The 19,950-nt window shown below is 69.3% G+C and carries 20 protein-coding genes; 10 read left to right on the top strand and 10 right to left on the bottom strand.

Annotated elements, in window-relative coordinates:
• Positions 1-24: 24 nt before the first annotated feature.
• Entirely contained in the window at positions 25-624 is a 600-nt protein-coding gene (locus E1161_RS02845; protein WP_132619268.1) for a DUF2537 domain-containing protein, read from the bottom strand.
• Positions 624-1,436, bottom strand: coding sequence for a TrmH family RNA methyltransferase (locus tag E1161_RS02840; RefSeq protein ID WP_132619266.1), 813 nt, complete (start codon positions 1,434-1,436; stop codon positions 624-626). The genes E1161_RS02845 and E1161_RS02840 overlap by 1 nt, the downstream gene beginning before the upstream one ends.
• Before the next feature lie 682 nt (positions 1,437-2,118).
• Between E1161_RS02840 and E1161_RS02835 the strand changes: the two genes are divergently transcribed.
• Both E1161_RS02835 and E1161_RS02830 read left to right on the top strand, forming a co-directional pair.
• Positions 2,119-3,615 (top strand): glutamate-cysteine ligase family protein, encoded by a 1,497-nt coding sequence (locus E1161_RS02835; RefSeq protein WP_132619264.1) that lies wholly within the window; start codon positions 2,119-2,121, stop codon positions 3,613-3,615.
• 87 nt (positions 3,616-3,702) lie between these two features.
• Entirely contained in the window at positions 3,703-4,332 is a 630-nt protein-coding gene (locus tag E1161_RS02830) for a superoxide dismutase (RefSeq protein ID WP_132619262.1), read from the top strand.
• A 228-nt stretch (positions 4,333-4,560) separates the two neighbouring features.
• On the opposite strand, the gene E1161_RS02825 is transcribed toward E1161_RS02830, so the two are convergent.
• The 3 genes from E1161_RS02825 to E1161_RS02815 form a co-directional block, all read right to left on the bottom strand.
• Complete coding sequence (locus tag E1161_RS02825) at positions 4,561-5,886, bottom strand: MFS transporter (protein ID WP_235874740.1); 1,326 nt, start codon at positions 5,884-5,886, stop codon at positions 4,561-4,563.
• A 29-nt stretch (positions 5,887-5,915) separates the two neighbouring features.
• Positions 5,916-6,350, bottom strand: a complete 435-nt coding sequence (locus E1161_RS02820) for a MarR family winged helix-turn-helix transcriptional regulator (protein WP_132619260.1) — start codon at positions 6,348-6,350, stop codon at positions 5,916-5,918.
• 209 nt (positions 6,351-6,559) lie between these two features.
• A complete protein-coding gene (locus E1161_RS02815; RefSeq protein ID WP_132619258.1) occupies positions 6,560-8,026 on the bottom strand; it encodes an NCS2 family permease in 1,467 nt (488 codons plus the stop codon).
• Positions 8,027-8,088: 62 nt separating this feature from the next.
• Between E1161_RS02815 and E1161_RS02810 the strand changes: the two genes are divergently transcribed.
• Positions 8,089-8,388 (top strand): DUF2530 domain-containing protein, encoded by a 300-nt coding sequence (locus tag E1161_RS02810; RefSeq protein ID WP_132619256.1) that lies wholly within the window; start codon positions 8,089-8,091, stop codon positions 8,386-8,388.
• A gap of 184 nt (positions 8,389-8,572) precedes the next feature.
• Here E1161_RS02810 and E1161_RS02805 read toward each other — a convergent pair whose 3' ends face one another.
• A complete protein-coding gene (locus E1161_RS02805) occupies positions 8,573-8,785 on the bottom strand; it encodes a zinc finger protein (RefSeq protein WP_132619254.1) in 213 nt (70 codons plus the stop codon).
• Between the two features lie 107 nt (positions 8,786-8,892).
• On the opposite strand from E1161_RS02805, the gene E1161_RS02800 reads away from it, so the two are divergent.
• Positions 8,893-9,738: a helix-turn-helix domain-containing protein gene (locus E1161_RS02800; RefSeq protein ID WP_132619253.1), complete on the top strand. Its 846-nt coding sequence runs from the start codon at positions 8,893-8,895 to the stop codon at positions 9,736-9,738.
• Positions 9,728-9,904 (top strand): DUF397 domain-containing protein, encoded by a 177-nt coding sequence (locus E1161_RS02795; RefSeq protein WP_132619251.1) that lies wholly within the window; start codon positions 9,728-9,730, stop codon positions 9,902-9,904. The genes E1161_RS02800 and E1161_RS02795 overlap by 11 nt, the downstream gene beginning before the upstream one ends.
• Here E1161_RS02795 and E1161_RS02790 read toward each other — a convergent pair.
• On the bottom strand, positions 9,901-12,879 hold the full coding sequence (locus E1161_RS02790) for an ATP-binding protein (protein WP_132619249.1): 2,979 nt from the start codon (positions 12,877-12,879) through the stop codon (positions 9,901-9,903). The genes E1161_RS02795 and E1161_RS02790 overlap by 4 nt on opposite strands.
• Positions 12,876-13,748 (bottom strand): DUF3027 domain-containing protein, encoded by an 873-nt coding sequence (locus E1161_RS02785; protein ID WP_132619247.1) that lies wholly within the window; start codon positions 13,746-13,748, stop codon positions 12,876-12,878. The genes E1161_RS02790 and E1161_RS02785 overlap by 4 nt, the downstream gene beginning before the upstream one ends.
• Positions 13,749-13,925: 177 nt before the next feature.
• On the opposite strand from E1161_RS02785, the gene E1161_RS02780 reads away from it, so the two are divergent.
• From E1161_RS02780 to E1161_RS02770, 3 genes are all read left to right on the top strand, one after another.
• Positions 13,926-14,729, top strand: a complete 804-nt coding sequence (locus tag E1161_RS02780) for a glutaminyl-peptide cyclotransferase (RefSeq protein WP_235874739.1) — start codon at positions 13,926-13,928, stop codon at positions 14,727-14,729.
• Positions 14,730-14,896: 167 nt separating this feature from the next.
• Positions 14,897-16,555: an MFS transporter gene (locus tag E1161_RS02775; protein ID WP_207920079.1), complete on the top strand. Its 1,659-nt coding sequence runs from the start codon at positions 14,897-14,899 to the stop codon at positions 16,553-16,555.
• A 9-nt stretch (positions 16,556-16,564) separates the two neighbouring features.
• Entirely contained in the window at positions 16,565-17,041 is a 477-nt protein-coding gene (locus E1161_RS02770) for a DUF2771 family protein (RefSeq protein WP_132619241.1), read from the top strand.
• A 142-nt stretch (positions 17,042-17,183) separates the two neighbouring features.
• Here the strand turns inward: E1161_RS02770 and E1161_RS02765 are convergent, their stop codons facing one another.
• On the bottom strand, positions 17,184-17,579 hold the full coding sequence (locus tag E1161_RS02765) for a cold-shock protein (protein WP_132619239.1): 396 nt from the start codon (positions 17,577-17,579) through the stop codon (positions 17,184-17,186).
• Between the two features lie 240 nt (positions 17,580-17,819).
• Here E1161_RS02765 and E1161_RS02760 point away from each other — a divergent pair, with 240 nt between their 5' ends.
• Positions 17,820-18,026 (top strand): hypothetical protein, encoded by a 207-nt coding sequence (locus tag E1161_RS02760; protein ID WP_132619237.1) that lies wholly within the window; start codon positions 17,820-17,822, stop codon positions 18,024-18,026.
• A gap of 35 nt (positions 18,027-18,061) precedes the next feature.
• Here the strand turns inward: E1161_RS02760 and E1161_RS02755 are convergent, their stop codons facing one another.
• Complete coding sequence (locus tag E1161_RS02755) at positions 18,062-18,709, bottom strand: HAD family hydrolase (protein ID WP_132619235.1); 648 nt, start codon at positions 18,707-18,709, stop codon at positions 18,062-18,064.
• 105 nt (positions 18,710-18,814) lie between these two features.
• Here E1161_RS02755 and E1161_RS02750 point away from each other — a divergent pair, with 105 nt between their 5' ends.
• Positions 18,815-19,777 (top strand): R2-like ligand-binding oxidase, encoded by a 963-nt coding sequence (locus tag E1161_RS02750; protein ID WP_132619233.1) that lies wholly within the window; start codon positions 18,815-18,817, stop codon positions 19,775-19,777.
• The last annotated feature ends 173 nt before the right edge of the window (positions 19,778-19,950 follow it).

Here is a 19,950-nt window from a genome sequence, read left to right as displayed (position 1 = left end):
TCCGCGGCCTGGCCGTTCTCGCGTCTACGCGCCGAGCAGGCTGAGCAGCCCGGTGATCCAGGAGACGACGAGGCCCGCTGCGGTGCCGAACGCGACCCAGCGCCAGACCGGAACGTTGCGGCCCAGCCAGATCGAGGGCGCGAACCCAGCGGCGATGGCGATGTTGACGAACACCGCGAGTGCTCCGCTGACGTCGGCCAGGCCCTGCGAGACCACCGCGAGCGTGACCGCCACGATCACCGCGACGATCAGGCTGATCGTCAGCCCAGTCCCCCACGGCGTCGGAGGCACCGGCGCGACCGGTCCACCGCGACGACGCACCGCCTGCGCCGAACGCGTCCGCCCGATCTGGACGAGCTCACCGGTGAACGGGTCGACGTAGCCGACGCGACCGCCCGTCTCCGCGGCGAGGCGCACCGCCAGCTGCCGACCGCGACGGGACACGATCTCGCCCGTCTGCGCGGACTTACCGGTCTGCACGAGCTCCGCGACACCCGCCCACTCGTGCAGCGCCGTGACCAGCGCCTCGGGCAGGCGCAGCAGCGCCGGGTCGTGCTCGGTCCCGCCGCCGCGCACCAGCACGGCCCTGCCGGACCGCGCGTGCAGCTCCCAGCCGGTGTCCATCAGGTCCCGCTCAGCGCGTGGAAGGTGATGGCCGCGGCCGTGGCGACGTTGAGCGAATCGACGCCTCCTGCCATCGGGATCCGCACCGCCACGTCGGCGGCCTCGATGGCCTCGTCTGTCAGCCCAGGACCTTCCGAACCCAGCACGACGGCGACCTTCCCCTGGTCGAGTCCGGCGTCGCGGAGAGACTTCGAGCCCCCTCGCGGCGTGAGCGCGGCGATCCGAAAACCGTTGTCGCGCAGCATTTTCAAGTCTCCGGGCCAGGTTTCGAGGTGCGCGAGGGGCACCCGCAGCACGTGTCCCATCGACACCCGCACGCTGCGCCGGTACAGCGGATCCGAACACCCGGCGCCCAGCAGCACCCCGTCCACACCGAGCGCCGCGGCGTTGCGGAACAGCGCGCCGAGGTTCTCGTGGTCGCCGATGCCCTCCAGCACGGCCAGCCGCCGCGACCGCGCGACGAGCTCGGCGGGGTCGACCGCAAGCGTCCGATCGGCCACGGCCAGCACCCCGCGGTTGAGGTGGAAGCCCACGACCCGCGCCATCACGTCCGCGTCGGCCACGTAGGCGGGAACGTCCAGTTCGGCGGTGGCCTCGGCCAGGTCTTCGACCCGGCGGCGAACCCCGAACAGCGCCCGGACCGGGTACGGCGAGGCGAGCAACCGCTCGACCACCACCACGCCCTCGGCGATCACCAAACCGCGCCCGCCAGGCCGGTCCGGCCGGCGGTCCGCGCGAGACAGATCGCGGAAGTCGTCGACCCGCGGATCGTCCACGTCGCTGATCTCGACCATGTGCGCCACGCCCGCCATTGTCCCATCCGCACAGCGAGCGACGGTGGCAGGAAGGTTCCCCCGCTCACCCCCGCAGACCACTGCGAGTGGCAGTGAGGTTCCCCGCTCAGGTCGCGGACCACCGGCAGTGGCAGGAAGGTTCCCGCACTCGCGTCGCAAGCCCGCGGTGGTGGCAGCAAGGTTCCCCCGCTGCCACCTGGCGGAGTTCGAGGAACGACTCGTAATGGGGCGATCTCATTCCACTCCTTGTTCGCTTCAGCGGCGGATGAGGCGGAACGGAGCCGTTGTGCCCCATTTCCGATTTGCGTGGACGATTTGTTCAGGCGGCGAGTGCGCTCAGCGGTGTTAGCGACTCCTCGAACGAATGCGGTGGGATAATTCTCGCCCCAACAGACGAGGGGGCGACGCTGAGTGATGCCGCACCGCTGTTGATCCCGTTGGACTGGTTGACGTCCGCTTGGCTCCGCCATTGCCCCGATTGCCGGTGCGCACAACACCGAACACCGCTCGGCTCTGCTCCCGGCGGCCGATTTCATCGCGCTTCAGCGGAGCCGAAAAGGCTGAATGCCGCTTCGGGGCGAGCGCGCGGATCGAGGTGACCGCTGACACCGCATTGGCCGCTGGCTCACCAGGTGGGGATGTGTCACGGTGGTTTCCCCAGCGCTGGGCGCTGACGTGCTGCCGATGAAGGGGAGACGGCATGGGACGGCACGTGGACGATCGATCCTTCAAACCGATCGATCGTCAACGCTATCGGAACAAGATGCAACGAGGCCTGGACGCACTGGCGCGGATGCTGGCCGATGGCGAATTCTCCTTCCCCCGTCAACAGATGGGGCTGGAGATGGAATTGTGCTTGGTGGACGAGCACATGCAGCCGTCGATGAACAACGCGGTGGTGCTGGGAAAAATCAGCGAAGCGATTTTCACCACCGAGTTGGGGCAGCAGAACATCGAGCTCAACGTCGAACCGCGAGTGCTCGCGGGAGACAGCGCGCTGCGTCTGGAGGAAGGCGTGCGGGCGGCATTGGTGCGCGCCGACGGCGGGGCGCACGACGCGGGAGCGAAGATCGTCATGATCGGCGCTCTACCGACGTTGCAAAGCCTGCACTTCGACCCGTCCACGCTGACGAGCAACCCGCGGTACTCGCTGCTCAACGATCAGATCATCCTGGCTCGCGGTGAGGAGATGCTGCTGGACATGGAAGGTGTTCCGCTGGCCGAAGGCGGCTCGGAACGGCTTCGCTCCTACGCGGACTCGATCGCGCCGGAGTCGGCGTGCACCTCGGTGCAGCTGCACCTGCAGGTCGCGCCGGAGGACTTCGCCGCGCACTGGAACGCGGCGCAGTGCCTGGCCGGGGTGCAGGTCGCGATCGGCGCGAACTCGCCGTTCCTGCTGGGCAAGGCGCTCTGGCACGAGACGCGCATCCCGCTGTTCCTGCAGGCCACCGACACCCGTCCGACGGAACTGCGCAACCAGGGCGTGCGACCCAGGGTGTGGTTCGGCGAGCGGTGGATCACCTCGATCTTCGACCTGTTCGAGGAGAACGTCCGGTACTTCCCCGCGTTGCTGCCGGAACCCGAGGAGGAGGACCCGGTGGCCGCGCTGGACAACGGCCGCGCCCCGAAGCTCAACGAGCTGCGTCTGCACAACGGCACCATCTGGCGCTGGAACCGCCCGGTCTACGACTTGGTGGAGGGCGTCCCTCATCTCAGGATCGAGAACCGCGTCCTGCCCGCGGGCCCGTCGGTGGTCGACGTAGTCGCGAACGCGATGTTCTTCTACGGCGCCCAGCGCGCGTTGACCGAACAGGACCGTCCGCTCTGGACGCAGATGTCGTTCGCCGCTGCGGAGGAGAACTTCTACGCGGGGGCCCGGCACGGTTTCGACGCGCACCTCTACTGGCCGGGATCCGGCTGGGTCACGCCTGACGAACTCGTCCTGCGCCGACTGCTCCCGATGGCTCACGAGGGCCTGCGGGCCTGCGGCGTCTCCGACGAGGCCCGCACCCGCTACCTCGGGGTCATCGAGCAGCGCTCGCTGGCCAGGCGGAACGGCGCCAACTGGCAGAGGGACGTGGTCGCGCACCTGGAGTCCGAGGGCGCCGACCGGCACACCGCGCTGACGACCATGCTCCGCCGCTACATCGAACTCGCCGACAACGGCGAACCAGTCCACACCTGGCCGGTCCGCTGACACTCCCCAGGACGACTGTGGCCACACCTCATCAATTGCCATATGGTGGCAACAGCAAGAAGGTGTCGACTACGGAGGGAGACTTCGGTGCCCGAGTACGTGCTGCCGGAGTTGGACTACGACTACGCGGCGTTGGAGCCGGCGATCTCCGGGGAGATCAACGAGCTGCACCACAGCAAGCACCACGCCACCTACGTCAAGGGCGCGAACGACACGATCACCAAGATCGCCGAGGCCCGCGACAAGAACGACTTCTCCTCGATCGTCGGCTTGGAGACGACGCTGGCGTTCAACCTCGCCGGGCACTCGATGCACCTGGTGTGGTGGAAGATCCTGTCCCCGGACGGCGGCGACAAGCCGACGGGCGAGCTGGCCGCGGCCATCGACCAGGACTTCGGCTCGTTCGACAAGTTCCGAGCCCAGATGGAGGCCGTGTCGACCACGATCCAGGGCAACGGCTGGGGCGTGCTGGCGTGGGACCCGGTCGGTCAGCGGCTGATCACCCAGCAGGTGCGCGACCACCACTCGAACCTGTCGATCGCCACCACTCCCCTGCTGGTGTTCGACATCTGGGAGCACGCCTACTACCTGCAGTACCGCAACGTGAAGGCCGACTACGTCAAGCAGCTGTGGAACGTCGTCAACTGGGACGAGGTCGCCAAGCGCTTCACCGACGCCCGCAACGGCCTCAACGGCCTGCGCCTGCCCGCAGCCTGACCGGAGAGAGCACGCGAGCGGCGCAGCCGTGAGACGCCGAGACGCCGTCGCAAGGCGCACCGCTGAGCGAAGCGACCACCGGACCAACAAGGACTCGGCGGTGGGTGCTCCGACAAGTTCTTGCCGCCGGAAATGATCGAGCCCCGGTCTCCCGAAGGAGGCCGGGGCTCGATCTGTTCCCGAACTGACTACCGCTCCCACCACGAAGCGGACGTGTATTAGGTTAGCCTAACCTCTTGGCTGGATCAACCCCTTCTTGCGCTGCTGCGACAGCGCCACGGCGCCGCCCACGGCGGCGGCGAGCGAGAGCAGGCCGCCGAGCACGAGCGGCCAGCGCGGGCCGAACACCTCCGCCAGCCAGCCCGAGGCCAGGCCGCCGAGCGGCTTGCCACCCATGAACAGCAGCATGTAGAGACCCATCACGCGCCCTCGCATGGTCGGCTCGACCGCCAGCTGCACGGTCGAGTTCGCGCTGGTCGTGAAGGTCATGACCGCGACACCGACCGGGATCAGGCACACGGCGAACAGCCAGTAGGTCGGCATCAGACCAGCCACCGCCTCCAGCGCGCCGAACACGCCCGCGCCGATGAGCATCAGCCGCAGCCGGGAACCGGGCTTGCCGCTGCGGCGGGCGGCCAGCGTCGCGCCGGTCAGCGTCCCCACCGCGAGCATCGTGATGAGGATGCCGTAGCCGTCGGCGTCGCGAGCGAAGACGTTGCGGGCCATCACCGCGAAGGTGTTCTCGAAGTTCATCCCGAACGTGCCGACGCAGAACATCAGCACCATGACCACGACCAGGTCAGGTCGGCCGCGCACGTAGCGCAGGCCGGCCCGGAGCTGGCCGCGTTCCTTGCCCACGGCTCTGGCCCGTTGCAGCAGGGCTGCGTCCATCAGCAGCAGGCCTGCCACCACGGCCACCGAGCTGAGCCCGTTGGCCAGGAACACCCAGCCGGTGCCGACGGCGGTGATGGCCAGACCGGCGATCGCCGGTCCGACGATGCGAGCCAGGTTGAAGGTCATCGAATTCAGCGCGACGGCGTTGGTCAGCTGCGCGGGTCCGACCATCTCCACCACGAAGGACTGCCGCACCGGCGCGTCCACCGCCGAGAAGCAGCCGAGCACGAAGCACAGCACGTAGACGTGCCAGAGGGCGACGATCCCGGTCACGTCGAGCGTCCCCAGCGCGAAGCCGCAGAGCCCCAAGGCGCTTTGCGTGACGATCAAGATCTTGCGCTTGTCGAACCGGTCGGCGAACACTCCCGCCCACAGCGTGAGCGCGAGGGTCGGGAGGAACTGCAGCGCGACCGCCACGCCGAGCGCGGCCGGGCTGCCGCCGGAGAGTTCGAGCACGAGCCAGTCCTGCGCGGCCCGTTGCATCCAGGTCCCCGTCAGCGAGACGACCTGCCCGGACGCGTAGTAGCGGTAGTTGCGCTCGTGCAGTGAGCGGAACATGCCGCCGACGTCCGCGTCCCGGTCCGTCGAGGACCGGGTGCGGCGGTTGACCGGGCCTTCGGAGTCCTCGTCTTGCGCAGACTCTCGAGCTTGGTCAACCACGCTTCCGCGTACCGCCTCTCAGCGCTCCCTCATCGACTGGCCAGCCGGTCGATGATCTCGGCGGCGCGCGACAGCACCGCCAGCTCTTCCGCGTCCAGTTCCGCGAGGTGCTGGTCCAGCCAGCGCTCGCGGATCGTGACCTCTTCCTCGATGCGGTCCTTGCCGGAGTCGGTCACCTGGACGATGGCCTGCCGGCCGTCGGTGGGATGAGCCCGCCGGACCACCAACCCGTTGTCCTCCAGCGCCGCGATGACCCTCGTCATCGATGGTGGCTGGACACCCTCCTTGGCCGCCAGTTCACCCGGCGTCATAGACCCGGCCTTGTGCAGGCAGGACAGCGCTGACAGCTGGGACAGCGTGAGAGCCGAATCGGCTCGCTGCGCGCGCAACCGCCGGTTGAGGCGAACGACCGCGAGCCGCAGCCGGCTCGCCAGGGTGCGTTCCCGTTCCGCGATATCGGACACGTCGTTAGTCTACCAAACTATCTCGGGAATTCGGACAAACTGATCCCTCGACCAGTGGGGGCATACCTTAGCCAGACCGAGCCCCGGCATGGCGTATTTGGGATGAAGGAGACTCGCCCGCGACTGGAGCGATCTCCGCCCCGAGCGCGAGAAGAGGCACCCGCGTCCCAGGGTTCCGGGACGCGGGTGCCTCTTCGAGCGGAGCCGGATCAGGCGCCGAGCAGGCTGCTCAGCGGACCCGAGGCGAAGTAGAGCACGAAAGCAGCGGCCACCACCCACATCAGCGGGTGCACTTCACGGGCCTTGCCGGTGAAGGTGCGCAGCAGCACGTAGGTGACGAACCCGGCACCGATGCCGTTGGCGATCGAATAGGTGAAGGGCATGATCGCGATCGTCAGGAACGCCGGCAGCGCCATGGTGAAGTCCGACAGGTCGATCTGGCGGATCTGCGACAGCATCATCGCGCCCACCACGACCAGCGCCGGCGCTGCGGCCTCGACCGGAACCACCTGGTAGAGCGGGGTCAAGAACATCGCGCCCAGGAACAGCACACCGGTCACCACGTTGGCCAGACCCGTGCGGGCGCCGTCGGCGATGCCGGAGGCCGACTCCACGAACACCGTGTTGGAGCTCGCCGAACCCGCACCACCGGCGACCGCGCCCAGACCCTCGACGGCCAGCGCCTTGCCGATGCCAGGGAGGTTCCCCTCCTTGTCGGTCAGTTCGGCTTCCTTGCCGAGCCCGGTCATCGTGCCCATGGCGTCGAAGAAGTTCGCCAGGACCAACGTGAACACCAGCATCGCCGCGGCCAGCGCGGGCAACCGCGTGAAGGCTCCGAAGGAGATGTCGCCGACCAGCGACAGGTCCGGCAGACCGGCGATCTGGTCCGGCAGCGCCGGGTAGCCCAGGTTCCAGCCGGTCGCACCGGCGTCGCTGGAGGACCCGGCGTGGAAGACCGACTCGACGATGATCGACAGGATCGTGGTGACCACGACGCTGATCAGGATGCCGCCGCGAACCTTGCGTGCCACCAGGATCGAGGTCAGCACCAGGCCGAAGACGAACACCGCGGTCGGCCAGGAGGCGATCGAGCCGTCGATGCCCAGACCCACCGGAACCGTCGTGTCGGCCTCGTCGGGAAGTCGGCGCACGAACCCGGAGTCGACCAGGCCGACGAAGGTGATGAACATACCGATGCCGACCGCGATCGCGGACTTGAGATCGGCGGGCACCGCGTTGAACACGGCGGTGCGGAACCCGGTCGCGACCAGGATCAGGATCACGATGCCGTCGACCACGACCAGGCCCATGGCCTCCGGCCAGGTCACCTGGGGCGCGATCGTCACGGCCACCAGGGTGTTGATGCCCAGGCCGGTGGCGATGGCGAACGGGTAGTTCGCGATGAGTCCGAACAGGATCGTCATGACGCCCGCGACCAGCGCGGTGGCCGCAGCGACCTGCGGGATCGGCAGGATGTTGCCCAACACGTCGTGCTTGGCACCCGCGTCGGTCGGCGAATCGCTACCGAGGATCAACGGGTTGAGCACGATGATGTAGGCGACGGTCACGAAGGTGACCAGTCCACCTCGAACCTCTCGGCCCACGCTGGATCCGCGCTCGCTGATCTTGAAGTAGCGATCCAGCAGCGAAGACTTGCTCTCGGTTCTCTCCACCATTCGAACTTTCCAATCGCGGTGGCCTGTCGCGGGCCGTTACTACCGGGAGTAGCCTGCCTGACGTGGTACAAGACGGCGAAACCGCCCCCTCCGACCCAGCGCACCGATCGGTCCCGTCGCTGCCGCGCAGGCTCGCGGATCCGACGCCGGTGCTGCTGTTCGGCACCGCCCTGTGGTTCGCGGGTGTCGTGCTGTTCGGATGGCGCGACCTCGCAGACGGTTCCGTCGGAGTCGAGTTCTTCACCTGCATCGCCGGCACCACGCTCGGGATCATCGGCTACGGCGTCTTCCGCTGGCAGCGCAACGCCGCCCGCCGCGGCTCCCGAGGCTCCTGGCAGGGCCTGGCCGGTCTCGACACCTGAGCCCGCCTCACCTCTGGGCGGTCCTGGTCCGAACCGACCGGACGATCATGGGCGGTTCGGGACAGAACCGCCACTCGTCCACAACCGTCGACACCGGCACCGCGACGACGACATCAACGGCGACGGCGAGAGGAAGCTCGCGCGCCGCTGCTCCCATCGATGACGTGAATTGTTCGGATAAATCTCAACGGTCGGATTTGAGGATTTTCCAACAAATGGTGCAAGTGGGTTCGAGTATCCAGTCGAGTTCGGTGCAGTCGTGCAGGCGGGCGGCTGCGACCTGCATGCCGCAATAGGATTCCGCCTGGTCATCATGGTTGATCCTGATCGCTGAGGGCGGGAAGGCGTGGCGGCCTCCGGGGATCGGCCGCCAGATGTGGGTGAGGTGGTCGGTCACTGCTCCTCCTTGGTCAGTGAAATGAGACCGTCCCAGGAAAGAATGGGCAATCGTGTTCATTAGATTGTGTAATGGTGACGTCTCAGGGCCTGAAATAAATTGTGCGTATGACAACGGCACGCGCTCGGGGCTTGGGCGTTGAGATCCGGAGGCTCCGCAAGGACGCAGGTCTCCGGCTGGAGGAGCTGGCCGCGGTGTGCGGCTGGTCGCGGGCCACGTTCGGTCGCATCGAGTCGGGGGAGAAGGTCCCGACCGGTATCGAGATCGCCATCATCCTGGGCGCCCTGGGGATCAGGGGCAGCGAGCGGAAGCGCCTCCTGGAACTGGCTCACGACGCGCACCGGACGCACTGGTGGGAGGTCGGCCGTCCGGGGCTGCCGTCGCAGCTCGTCTCACTGCTCGACTTCGAGCAGCGGGCCGCGAAGATCACCGATGTCGCGCTCGGTTTCGTCCCGGGGCTGCTGCAGACCGCCGACTACGCGCGGGCCGTCATGCGCAACGGCGTGCTGGACGAGGAGGTCGTCGAGTCGAGGGTGTCGCTGCGCATGGGCAGGCAGCGCGTGCTGACCAGGGCCAAACCGGTCGTGCTGCACGCGTTCCTGGACGAGTCGATCCTCTGGCGTCCGGTGGGCGGCCCCCGGGTGATGGCCGAGCAGCTGCGCCACGTCGCGAAAGTGGGCGGGCACGACCACATCACCGTGCGGGTCGTTCCCTACAGCGCAGGCGTCCACCACGCCTTGCACGGCAACTCGCTGATCCTGGAATTCGCGAGACAACGTCCCATCGTCCACCTCGAACATCGGCGAGCAGGGCTGTTCCTCGACGATCCCGACGAGATCTTCCCGTTCGTGGAATCCGCCACTAGCGTTGAGAAGAAGGCTTTGAGCCCAGCGGAATCCGCTGAGCTCATCCTGACTCGCGCGGAGGCGATGGAGGAGAGCCATGATCGGTGACTGGCGGAAGTCCAGCCACAGCGGCGAAGAGAGCAACTGCGTGGAGGTCGGCCGGGGCCCCGACCAGGTCGGCGTGCGCGACACCAAGGACCGCGACGGCGCGACCCTGCGGTTCGACACCGGGACCTGGAACCGATTCCTGCGATCCCTCGACGAACGCGACTAGCGCAGCAGGGTCGTCGCCTCCGGGTCCGCCAGCAGGGCCGCCAGGGCGAAGCGGTGCGACCACGACCCGGCGGCCCACGCCAAGGCCCTGGCCAAGCCGTCCGGGGTGCGTTCGGTGTGGACCTTGCCGGTGTGCTCGACCCACCAGTGGACCTGGTGCTCACCCGTCGACGCCTGGACGCGCAGCTTGTCGTGGAGGGTGACCTCGCCGTCCGGGACCCCGATGCCCAGCAGCTCGCAGCTGGAGGTGACCCGGGCGACCTCGGACCAGCGCTGGGTCCGCCCCGGATCGGGCACGCGCAGCGTGTTCTCCTCCGAAGCCAGCGGCAGGTCGAGCAGTTCGGCCAACGCCTCGGCGTCGAACTGATCCGAGCTGCCCCCCGCGACGACCAGCGGAGCATCCAAGACGCTGAGCATCCACGGCTCGTCGAGCACGACCGCGCGACCGGTGCTCACCACCGCGCCCGACACCGACCGCACCATCTCCGGCGGATCCAGCTCGGACGGATCGACCACGCCCGCGGCCACGGCCTCGCTCAGCGCCCGGTGTGCCCGCAACGCCGTTCCCGCGCGGATCGAGCGGTCCGGGTCACCGAGTCGTTCCAGCAGGTCCTCGGCGTCGTCACCGTCGTCGATGCGCAGCTCGGCACGGACACCGGCCAACCGCAGCGCCTCGGCGTCCAGGTCGACGTCGGGCACAGGGTCGTAAACACCGGCGAGCTCGTCGGCGCCGGGCAACCGCCAGTGCCGCGGCGGGTGCCCTTCGATCAGCGCGCAGCGGGCGATCCACCAGGCCGAGTAGCCGTGCGGTTCGCGCAACGCGCGCAGCGTCTCCGGATCCCGGGTGAGCAGGCTGATCGCCTCGGGCCACGCGTCGTCAGCGACCAGGTCCAGGTCGCGGATGCCGACGAAGCGGGCCGGCGGCCACTCCTCGGGCCGGTCGGCCTCCTGCTCGGCCCACCACTGGTGCGAGTCGGGGAACCTCTCGTCCGCTTCCACGGGATCGTCCTCGACGTGCACGCCGAAGCCGTCCAGGACACCGATGGAGGTCAGCAGTTCGGTCGGCCAGCGCTGCGCGACCTCGTCGCCGAGCACCGACAGCGGAGCTCCCTGGCCGAGGTGCTCGGTGTCGATGACCGACAGCAGCGCCGCCTCCGGCAGCAGGAGCTCGTCGGCTCGGCGGAAGTCGCCCTCGTCGTCGGGCAGCGCCAGCGCACCCAGCCAGTCGCGCGACCAGGACTCCTCGACCAGCTTCAGCACGGCCTCGGCCAGCGGACGCACGTCGACTCCGGCCAGCGCGTCGGACGCGCTGCTGCGCACGGCTTCCGCCAGCGGCGGAGCGTCGAGCAGTTCGGCCGGCCCTGCCTGGTGGGCGCCGAGCTTCTCCAGCAGCGGGTGGGTGGCCTCGGGATGCGCGATGCGCAGACCCGAGATGTCCAAGGTGGACAGCAGTGCTGCCGGGTCGAGATCGCTCTCCGGGTGGCTGAGCAGCACGTCGCGCACACCGCGAACGGTGCGGCCGTCGGCCAGCGGGACCGGCAGCGCGGTGAACTCCTCGCGGGCCTGCGGATCGGCTTCCTCGAACGGCGCCAAGGCCTCGTAGAGCCGGTACCACCAGCGCGGTTCGCGCCCCAGCCCGGTGACGGCCTCGACGATCTCAGCGGCACCGAGCCTGCGGACTTCCAGGGCGTGCAACGAACGGCGATGTCGGGGGTCGGAGAGCTGCGGGTCCAGCAGACCCGGCACGACGTCGCCGAGCAGCTCCACCAGCTCGGACGAGACGTACTCCAGCGCGCGGGCTTCCAAGGGCGCGACCGGCTTGTCCCCCGCCCCGGGCAACCAGGCCGAGACCCGCAGCCGGTCGTTGACGCCCTGCCGAAGCTTGTCGTCCACATCGGACAGCGGGAATCCCGGCAGCGGCACCAGCGCGGTCCGGTGCTCCATGGGCAGCTTGTCGACCAGAGCCGGGTAGCACTCGGCGGCGAAGGTCAGCACCTCGTCGGTAGCGGGCGACGCCGCCGCGCGACGTCGGTCCGCCTCGACCGGAACGCTGGCCACCAGCCGCGCGGGCAGCGACAGCCGCTCCTCGGTCGGGGTCGGGCTGTGCAACACGTCCTCGGCCAGTGGGATCGGCACGCCCTCGGAATCCAGCGGCACGGCCCAGGTGACCTGCCACTGCGCGGCAGAACGGCTCTCCGCGCCCAGCCCGGCGAGCACCGACTGGCTCAACGCGCCGGACGCGCGGTGCACCAACCAGCGATCGCTGCGCGCCGGGCCGTGCACCACGACGCGGTCGGTGTCCTCGTCGACGCGGCGCCAGGTCTGGCGACCGATCCGGATCTCGCTCAGCGCGGGCAGCGCCAGCAGCAGCCCGGGGGCCTGGTCGGTGCACGAGTCCAGCAGCGCGGCCGCGTCCACTTCGGAGCGCAGCGGCAGCCGGACCTCGGTGGCGAAACCCTCGGGCGGGGCGCCGTCGACCTCCCACGGCAGCCGCAGCACCGGAACGGCACCTTCGCGGCGGGACAGCTCCTCGGCAGGTCCGGGCAGCTGCGCGGCGGCCTGGCGGGTGCGTTCGGCGGAGAACGCCACGCAACCTGAGGTCGACAGCACGCTGGGCTCCTCGGACACCGCGAGCACTGCGGCGAACCCGACGCCGAAGCGGCCGACCGAGGCACCGTCTCGCTTGGCCGACGCGCGCAGCGAGGCCAGCGCGGCCACGCCTTCGGCGGTCAGCGGCGCACCGGTGTTGGCCACCCGCAGCTCGTCGTCGACGAGCTCGACGCTCAGCACCCCGTCGGAGCCGGCGGCGTCGGCCGCGTTCTGGGCGAGCTCGACCAGGAGGCGTTCGCGGTACCCACCGAAGCGCAGGTCCTCTTCAGCGTTGGCGTCTTCCCGGAACCTCGTGGGCGAGGTCTCCCAGGACTGCAACACCGCGCGCCGCAATCCGACCGCGCCGAAGCGGTCCGGCTCGCTCACCCGCGCTCCGTGCCGCGCGGTTCGAACTCCAGCGTGGCGTCGTCGTAGACGATCTCGGCGACCGGGACGGTGGACGAGACGTCCACGTCGACCTCGGAGTGCGCGCCGCAGCCGAACTCGACGCTGACCACGCGGCCGTCGGCGGGGGCGTACTCGTTGGCGCAGACGCCGAACTCGCCGCCCATCGAACCGGACAGCTTAAGGAAGAAGCCGCAAGTACCGCAGGACGCGGGCGCGAGCTTCGCGGCGTCGGCGCGCGGACCGAAGTCGCCGGAGTACCAGCGCTCGGCCGCTTCCGTGCGGCCTTCGAAGCTGAGCACCCGCTTGCGGCCGAAGCCGACCTCCTTGGCGACGTCGCCGAACTGCTCGTCGTCGGTGGTCAGGTGGCCGGGAGCCAGCCGCGGGTCGTCCGGGGCGGTCGGCAGCAGATCACCGGCACCGAGGTCGCCCGGCTGGACGCGGTCGCGCCACGGCACCCAGGCCGGCGCCGTCAGCGCCGTGGGACCGGGGAGCAGCACGACCTCGCTGACCGTCACCGGCTCTCCCTGACCGACGCTGGCGACCGTCACGGCCCAGCGCCAGCCGACGTAGCCGGGGTAGTTCGACTCGAAGTAGTGCGTGACGGCGTGCGGCCCCTCGGCCTCGACGCCGACGTGCGCGCCCACCGGGGAGGACGTGCTCTCCGCGACGTCGTTCCCCGTGGTGTCCAGCGTCAGGACCGGCGAGCCGATCGGGTCGTTACCAGGGCGGGCCTCGTCCTCCGCAGCAGCTCGGGCGACGTCCTCGGCCGCCGCGAGCTCCGGGTTCAACGGCTCGGCCGCAGGCTGCCCGGCGTCGGCGTAAGGGGCATCCGCGCCTGGGCTGGTCATCGGAGCAGGCATAGGCGTCACATGCTCGATTGTGCCGTACGCGCTCGACGCCGCAGTCGGCTGTGTCGCTGCGGAGGCCGCAGGACCGCTGATCCGGAGCGGAGTAGCACTCGGAGTGATCGGGCGTGTCAAGCTTTCGGGGTGCGACTTGCTCAGACTGGACGTCTCTTGTGCGGCGTGCTGCTCACCATCGGGGTCGGCGTTGCGTGCGCGCCGCAGGTACCAGCGCAGCACGACGGCCAGGACGACCGCGAGCAAACCGATCAGGGCGTAGGGCACGCGGGAAGCCTGCCACACCTTCGAGTCGAGGTGATCAACGTGCTCCCGCACGACCGCTCCTCGTTCACTCAGGGCCTGGAAATCGCTGGTGAGATCCTCTACGAAGGCACCGGCCTGCGCGGCTCCTCGGCCTTGCGCGCGGCCGACCCGCTGAGCGGTTCGGTGCGGCACGAGGTCAGGCTGCCTGCCGAGTTCTTCGGTGAGGGGATCACCGTCACGGGTGACCGTATATGGCAGCTCACCTGGCAGGAAGGGGTTGCTTTCGAGCGAGATCGCGAGAGCCTCCGCGAACTGCGCCGAGTGGAGTACCCGGGCGAGGGCTGGGGGCTGTGCTTCGACGGGCGGCGACTGGTGATGAGCGACGGCAGCGACGAGCTGACCTTCCGCGATCCGACGACGTTCGCGCAGGTCGGCGAGGTTTCGGTGACGCAGGCGGGCTCGCCGGTCGAGGAGCTCAACGAGCTGGAGTGCGCCGACGGCCAGGTGTGGGCCAACGTGTGGGGCAGCGACGAGATCCTGCGGATCGATCCGGCGAACGGGCAGGTCACGGCGGTCGTGGACGCCGAGGGCTTGCTGCCGCCCGAGCAGCGGGCCGGGGCCGACGTGCTCAACGGCATCGCGGCCGTGCCCGGCACCGACGAGTTCCTGATCACCGGCAAGAACTGGCCGTCGATGTTCCGGGTCCGCTTCGTCCCCGAGTGATCGCTAGCTCGAGTGATCTGGACCGCTATTTTGTCGCCTGATCGTGTCCAGCTGTATTTCTGGGGCGGCTTTCCGCCTCCTTGTTCGTGAGGGCGTTGCGGCTCGAACCAGGACGAGCTTCGCCGCAACCCGGTCCGGGCGAGAGGAGGTGGTGCAGGATGGCTGACATGGGGATGCGTGGACGTGACCAGCGCTCGGACGAGCCGCGGGGTCGTCCGGGCTGGGGCGCCGGGCAGCGCGGGAAGCGCGGTTGGTACGCCGACCAGCAGCGGTCCGGACAGCGGTTCGAACCGCCGCCCCAGGACGCCGACGAACGCCGTCATCCCTGGCAGGAGGACCCCGATCACGACCGCTCCCGCGGTGGGACGAGTCCGCTTCCGCCGCTGCCCGAGGACCACCTCGCAGCACCCGACGAGGAAGGGCCCGAACCCGAGCGGTCCAGGGGCGCACCGCCGCCGAGGAAGCTGACCGTCACCCGGGTCGCCGCGTGGCGCAGCCGGGACCTGACCCAGCGGATGGTGCGGCTGTTCTTCTCGTTGGCCCACGCCGACGGCGCCGACCGGTCCGGTCTGGCCAAGTTCACCTATGCGTGGATGGGCAACTACGCGGTCGACGCGGCGATGGCCGTCGCGCTGGCCAACACGCTGTTCTTCTCCGCGGCCACGGCCGAGAGCAAGGACAAGGTCGCGCTCTACCTGTTGATCACGGTCGCGCCGTTCGCGGTGATCGCGCCGGTGATCGGCCCCGCCCTCGACCGGCTGCAGCAGGGCAGGCGGCTGGCGCTGGCCGCGTCCTTCGCGGTGCGCGTCGTGCTGGCCGCCGTGATGGCGCTGAACTTCAACAGCTGGCTGCTCTACCCGGCGGCGCTGGGCTGCATGGTGCTGTCGAAGTCCTTCGGCGTGCTCAAGGCCGCGATGACGCCACGGGTGCTGCCCGGCCAGATCACGCTGACCAAGGCCAACTCGCGGCTCACCGCCTTCGGCCTGGCCGCGGGCGGTCTGTTCGGCGCGGTCGCGTCCGGATTCGCCTGGTTGTGGGGTTCCGAGGGCGCGCTGTGGTTCATGGCCGCGATGGCTGCCGCCGGGGTGTGGCTGTGCCTGCGGATCCCGGGCTGGGTGGAGAGCACCGAAGGCGAGGTGCAGACCTCGCTGGGCGATCCGGGACGTTCCCGCAAGGTGCCGCTGACCGGGCACGTGGTGGTGGCGCTGTGGGGCAACGGCGGTATCCGCGTGCTGACCGGTTTCCTGACCCTGTTCGCCGCGTTCGTGATCAAGCACAACACCCAGCACGAACCGGCCATGCAACTGGTGCTGCTGGGCCTGGTCGGAGGCGCGGCCGGGGTCGGCAGCTTCTTGGGCAACGGCCTGGGTACGCGGATGACCTTCGAGAAACCGGACCGGTTGATCATCAGCTGCCTGGGCGCCGCGCTCGCCGTGGCGACCTGCGCCGCGGTGCTGGCCGGTCTGCCGCTGGCGGTGATCGTCGGACTGATCGGCGCGACCGCCTCCGCGCTGGCCAAGGTCTGCCTGGACGCGGTGGTCCAACGCGACATGCCGGAGGCGTCGCGGGCCTCGGCGTTCGGCCGATCGGAGGCGATCCTGCAGCTGAGCTGGGTCTTCGGCGGGGCGCTCGGCGTGCTGCTGCCACCGGTCTACCGGATCGGGTTCGTGGTGATCGCCGTGCTGCTGGCCCTGGTCTTGGCGCAGACGATCCTGCGCGGGCGCGGCGGCACGCTGATCCCGGCGATCCCGCTGCCACCGCTCTCGCGACGGCGGCGACGTTCGGCTGGCGCACCGGCCACCGCCCGTTCGAGTGCCGGGTCGTAGGCTCTGGCCGTGCATCGTGGACTGAAGCCGCTGCTGGCAGTGGCCGCCGTCGGGCTCGCCGCCGGCTGCTCCTCCCCCAGCCAACCGCAGGTGACCTTCTACTCGCACGGGGACGCGGTGGCGGTTGAGGCCGCCCAGTACTGCGACCCGACCGGCCAGGAGTGCTCGCCCCCGAAGCCGGAGGCTGTCGGTGAGCTGCGCATGGTCGATCGCGACCCGCTGCAGATCTCGGTGCCTGCGGAGGTCGCCGGCGCCCCGTGGCAGGTGGTGTTCCTCTACCGCGGGCTCAACGGCCAGGAGCTCGACGGCCGCAGCCCGGTGTTCACCCCGGACTCGCGCCACTCGTACACGCTGCAACTGCCGCCGGACGGCGCCCGCATCGAGCACGTCGAGGTCCAGCAGTTCTCGGCGGTCCTGAGCCAAGGCGCCGACGGCGGGGTCGACTTCGGCATCGGCGGCAGCTGGGTCCTCAACGTCAAGCGGTGACGACTCGGCGCCGCGGGTTCTGACACGTCTTCTGCGAGGGACAGCCGACGCCGTGCATCGGCTCCCGACCCGGAAGGCGTGTCAGGCTTCCGCTTCCTGCACGTCTGCGATCGGACGACCGCGGGCTGCGTCTCCGCAGAGATCAGTTCCCGCCGGGATCGAGTTCCCGCGCGACCGCTCGGACGACCTCGCCGATGCGCTTGGCGGTCTTGCGGTCGGGGTAGCGGCCCCGCTGCAGGTCCGGCTGAACCTTGAGCTCGAGGAGCTTGATCATGTCCTCGACCATGCCGTGCAACTCATCGGCGGGACGTCGGCGCGCCTCGGTGACCGAGGGCAGCGGGTCCAGTAACTTGACCTTCAACGCCTGCGGGCCGCGTCGGCCCTGCGCCATGTCGAAGTCGACGCGCTGGCCGGTCTTGAGCGCATCCACACCAGATGGCAACGCGGAGGCACGCACGTACACGTCCTCCCCGCCATCCTGGGTCAGGAAGCCGAAGCCCTTGTCCGAGTCGAACCACTTGACCCTGCCGGTCGGCACTGTCCTCACCGTTCCCTGTCGAATGCGCTGACCCGTTGACCGGGTCACGATCTCCCTGCCGTTCTTGCCACCGCGACGCGGCAACAGCCCCGTCACGACGAAAGCGCCCCGTTAACGCCACGCAGGTGCGCGCGCCGGGACGCGTCCCACCAAGCGTACCGCGAAGGTGGAGGAAATCACCCATCCTTATGGGCCAAGGCCAGTTGTCAGGCACGGCCTCGGTGTGAATACGCTGCTCACATGGCGAGCAGCTCACCAAGATCCGCAATCCTCCCGGTCTCGATCGCGATGTTCGGCATCGGGCTGTTGGCCATCGTCGCGATCTTCGCGCTGTTCGCGACCGGCCATCAAGACCTGCCTGCGTGGATCAGCATCGTCGCGCTGCTGTGCCCGGCCGGGTTGATCTTCGGAGTGATCGCGACCGTGGTCCGCGCCCGTCGGCACTAGGCGCGCGGCGGTAGCCGCTGCTCCAGGTGCGGGACTCAGCTCGCACCGCGGTCGTTCTGAGGGTTCTCAACCCGGTTCGCCAGCCAGGCCGGGAACCCGGAGAGGTCGTCCAGCACCGCGTCGGCACCGGCTTCGCTGAGCTCAGCAGCCGAGTAGGGCCCCGTTGCCACGCCCACCGCGATCGCCCCGGCGGTGTGGCCGCCGACGATGTCGCCGAAGTGGTCGCCCACGTAGATGTCGGCACCCTCGGCCAGCAGCACCTCGCCCTTCCCCGCGCCGAACACGCCACCGGCGAGACGATCGACGGTCCAGCCCAGGGCTTTGAGGTGCAGCTCGGCGTTGGGCTCGTACTTGCCGGTGACCACCAGCGTCCGGCCGCCGAGGGCGCGCACGGCCTCCAGCGCTTCGGCCGCCCCGGGCAGCGCGGCCGTCTCGTCGATCACGACGGTCGGGTAGATCGAGCGGAAGTGGGCGGCGAGACGCTTGACCATCGGTTCGTCGAAGCCGTAGCCGCGCAGCACGTCCTCCAGCGGCGGGCCGAGGTGTGCGGCGAAGTGCTGCCCGTCCAGCTCGGTGCCGAACTCCTCGTTGAGGGTGTCGAAGGCGCGAACCATGCCGGGCCGCGGGTCGATCAGGGTCATGTCCAGGTCGAAACCGACCGTGAGTGCGCTGCGCTCGTCCATCACCTTCACCTTACTGACACGATCCGACCGGCCTTGACGCGAAACTGTCCAGTACCGAAACTGGGGCGTAACACACCTCACAAACCGGCGAGCAGGAGTCGTTCAATGACGAGCACGCACACTGCCCAGCGCGAGAGCTTCCACTCCCTGCGAGCCCACGGCCTGAACTGGGAATCGCTCCCGCTGCGACTGTTCGACAAGGGCAACGCCAAGTTCTGGAACCCCGCCGACATCGACTTCAGCCAGGACGCCGAGGACTGGCAACACCTCAACGACGACGAGAAGCGCGGCGTGGCCGGGCTGTGCGCGCAGTTCATCGCCGGCGAGGAAGCCGTCACCCAGGACCTGCAGCCGTTCATGGCCGCGATGGCCGCCGAGGGGCGCTTCGGCGACGAGATGTACCTGACGCAGTTCTGCTTCGAGGAGGCCAAGCACACCCAGGTGTTCCGGCTCTGGATGGACGCCGTCGGGCTCACCGAGGACCTGCACGAGTACGTCGCCGAGAACCCCGGTTACCGGGAGATCTTCTACAAGGCCCTGCCCGAGACGCTGCAGGCGCTGCACACCGACCCCTGTCCCGAGAACCAGGTCCGCGCCTCGGTCACCTACAACCACGTGGTGGAAGGGACCCTCGCGCTCACCGGCTACTACGCGTGGCACAAGATCTGCGTGAGCCGGGGCATCCTGCCCGGCATGCAGCAGGTCATCAAGCGCATCGGTGACGACGAGCGCAGGCACATGGCCTGGGGCACCTTCACCTGCCGCAGGCACGTGGCCGCCGACGAGACCAACTGGTCGGTGGTCGAGGACCAGATGGCCACGCTGCTCCCGCACGCCATCGCGCAGGTCCAGTGGAAACCGGCGGACGCTCCCGAGGAGCTGCCGTTCGCGCTCGACAAGGACGAGCTCACCGCCTACGCCTCCGACCGCGCTACCAGGCGCCTCGGCGCGATCTCCAGCGCCAGGGGCATGCCGCTCGCCCAGATCGACGTCGACGCCGAACCCGAGGCCCTCGAAGAGCGCTTCGGCGCCGAAGACGCCGCGGAGCTGGAAAAACTCCGCGGATGACGTGAGCGGGGTGGTGTCCTCAACCCGAGACCGCCGCCCCGCCGAGGACCACCCGATGGCTCCCGGACCACCGCAGCGATCCCTCACGCGGGTGCGGCGGGCTTCCGGGTCCGCGCCTGCTACAGGTCGAGGAGTCGGCGGGCTTCCTCGCGCATCTCGACCTTGCGGACCTT

The sequence above is a fragment of the Saccharopolyspora aridisoli genome, assembly GCF_004348445.1.
In the GTDB taxonomy this organism is placed as follows: Bacteria; Actinomycetota; Actinomycetes; order Mycobacteriales; family Pseudonocardiaceae; genus Saccharopolyspora; species Saccharopolyspora aridisoli.
The sequence above is the reverse complement of the archived record's forward strand: the minus strand, read 5'-3'. Positions and strand labels throughout refer to the sequence as shown.

What these genes read in the sequence shown, in the direction of transcription:
- E1161_RS02750 (WP_132619233.1), top strand. Translation starts at nt 18,815, where the DNA reads ATGACGAGCACGCACACTGCCCAGCGCGAGAGCTTCCACTCCCTGCGA.
- E1161_RS02795 (WP_132619251.1), top strand. Translation starts at nt 9,728, where the DNA reads ATGATCGGTGACTGGCGGAAGTCCAGCCACAGCGGCGAAGAGAGCAAC.
- E1161_RS02800 (WP_132619253.1), top strand. Translation starts at nt 8,893, where the DNA reads ATGACAACGGCACGCGCTCGGGGCTTGGGCGTTGAGATCCGGAGGCTC.
- E1161_RS02835 (WP_132619264.1), top strand. Translation starts at nt 2,119, where the DNA reads ATGGGACGGCACGTGGACGATCGATCCTTCAAACCGATCGATCGTCAA.
- E1161_RS02785 (WP_132619247.1), bottom strand. Translation starts at nt 13,748, where the DNA reads ATGACCAGCCCAGGCGCGGATGCCCCTTACGCCGACGCCGGGCAGCCT.
- E1161_RS02845 (WP_132619268.1), bottom strand. Translation starts at nt 624, where the DNA reads ATGGACACCGGCTGGGAGCTGCACGCGCGGTCCGGCAGGGCCGTGCTG.
- E1161_RS02775 (WP_207920079.1), top strand. Translation starts at nt 14,897, where the DNA reads ATGGGGATGCGTGGACGTGACCAGCGCTCGGACGAGCCGCGGGGTCGT.
- E1161_RS02840 (WP_132619266.1), bottom strand. Translation starts at nt 1,436, where the DNA reads ATGGCGGGCGTGGCGCACATGGTCGAGATCAGCGACGTGGACGATCCG.
- E1161_RS02815 (WP_132619258.1), bottom strand. Translation starts at nt 8,026, where the DNA reads ATGGTGGAGAGAACCGAGAGCAAGTCTTCGCTGCTGGATCGCTACTTC.
- E1161_RS02760 (WP_132619237.1), top strand. Translation starts at nt 17,820, where the DNA reads ATGGCGAGCAGCTCACCAAGATCCGCAATCCTCCCGGTCTCGATCGCG.
- E1161_RS02755 (WP_132619235.1), bottom strand. Translation starts at nt 18,709, where the DNA reads ATGGACGAGCGCAGCGCACTCACGGTCGGTTTCGACCTGGACATGACC.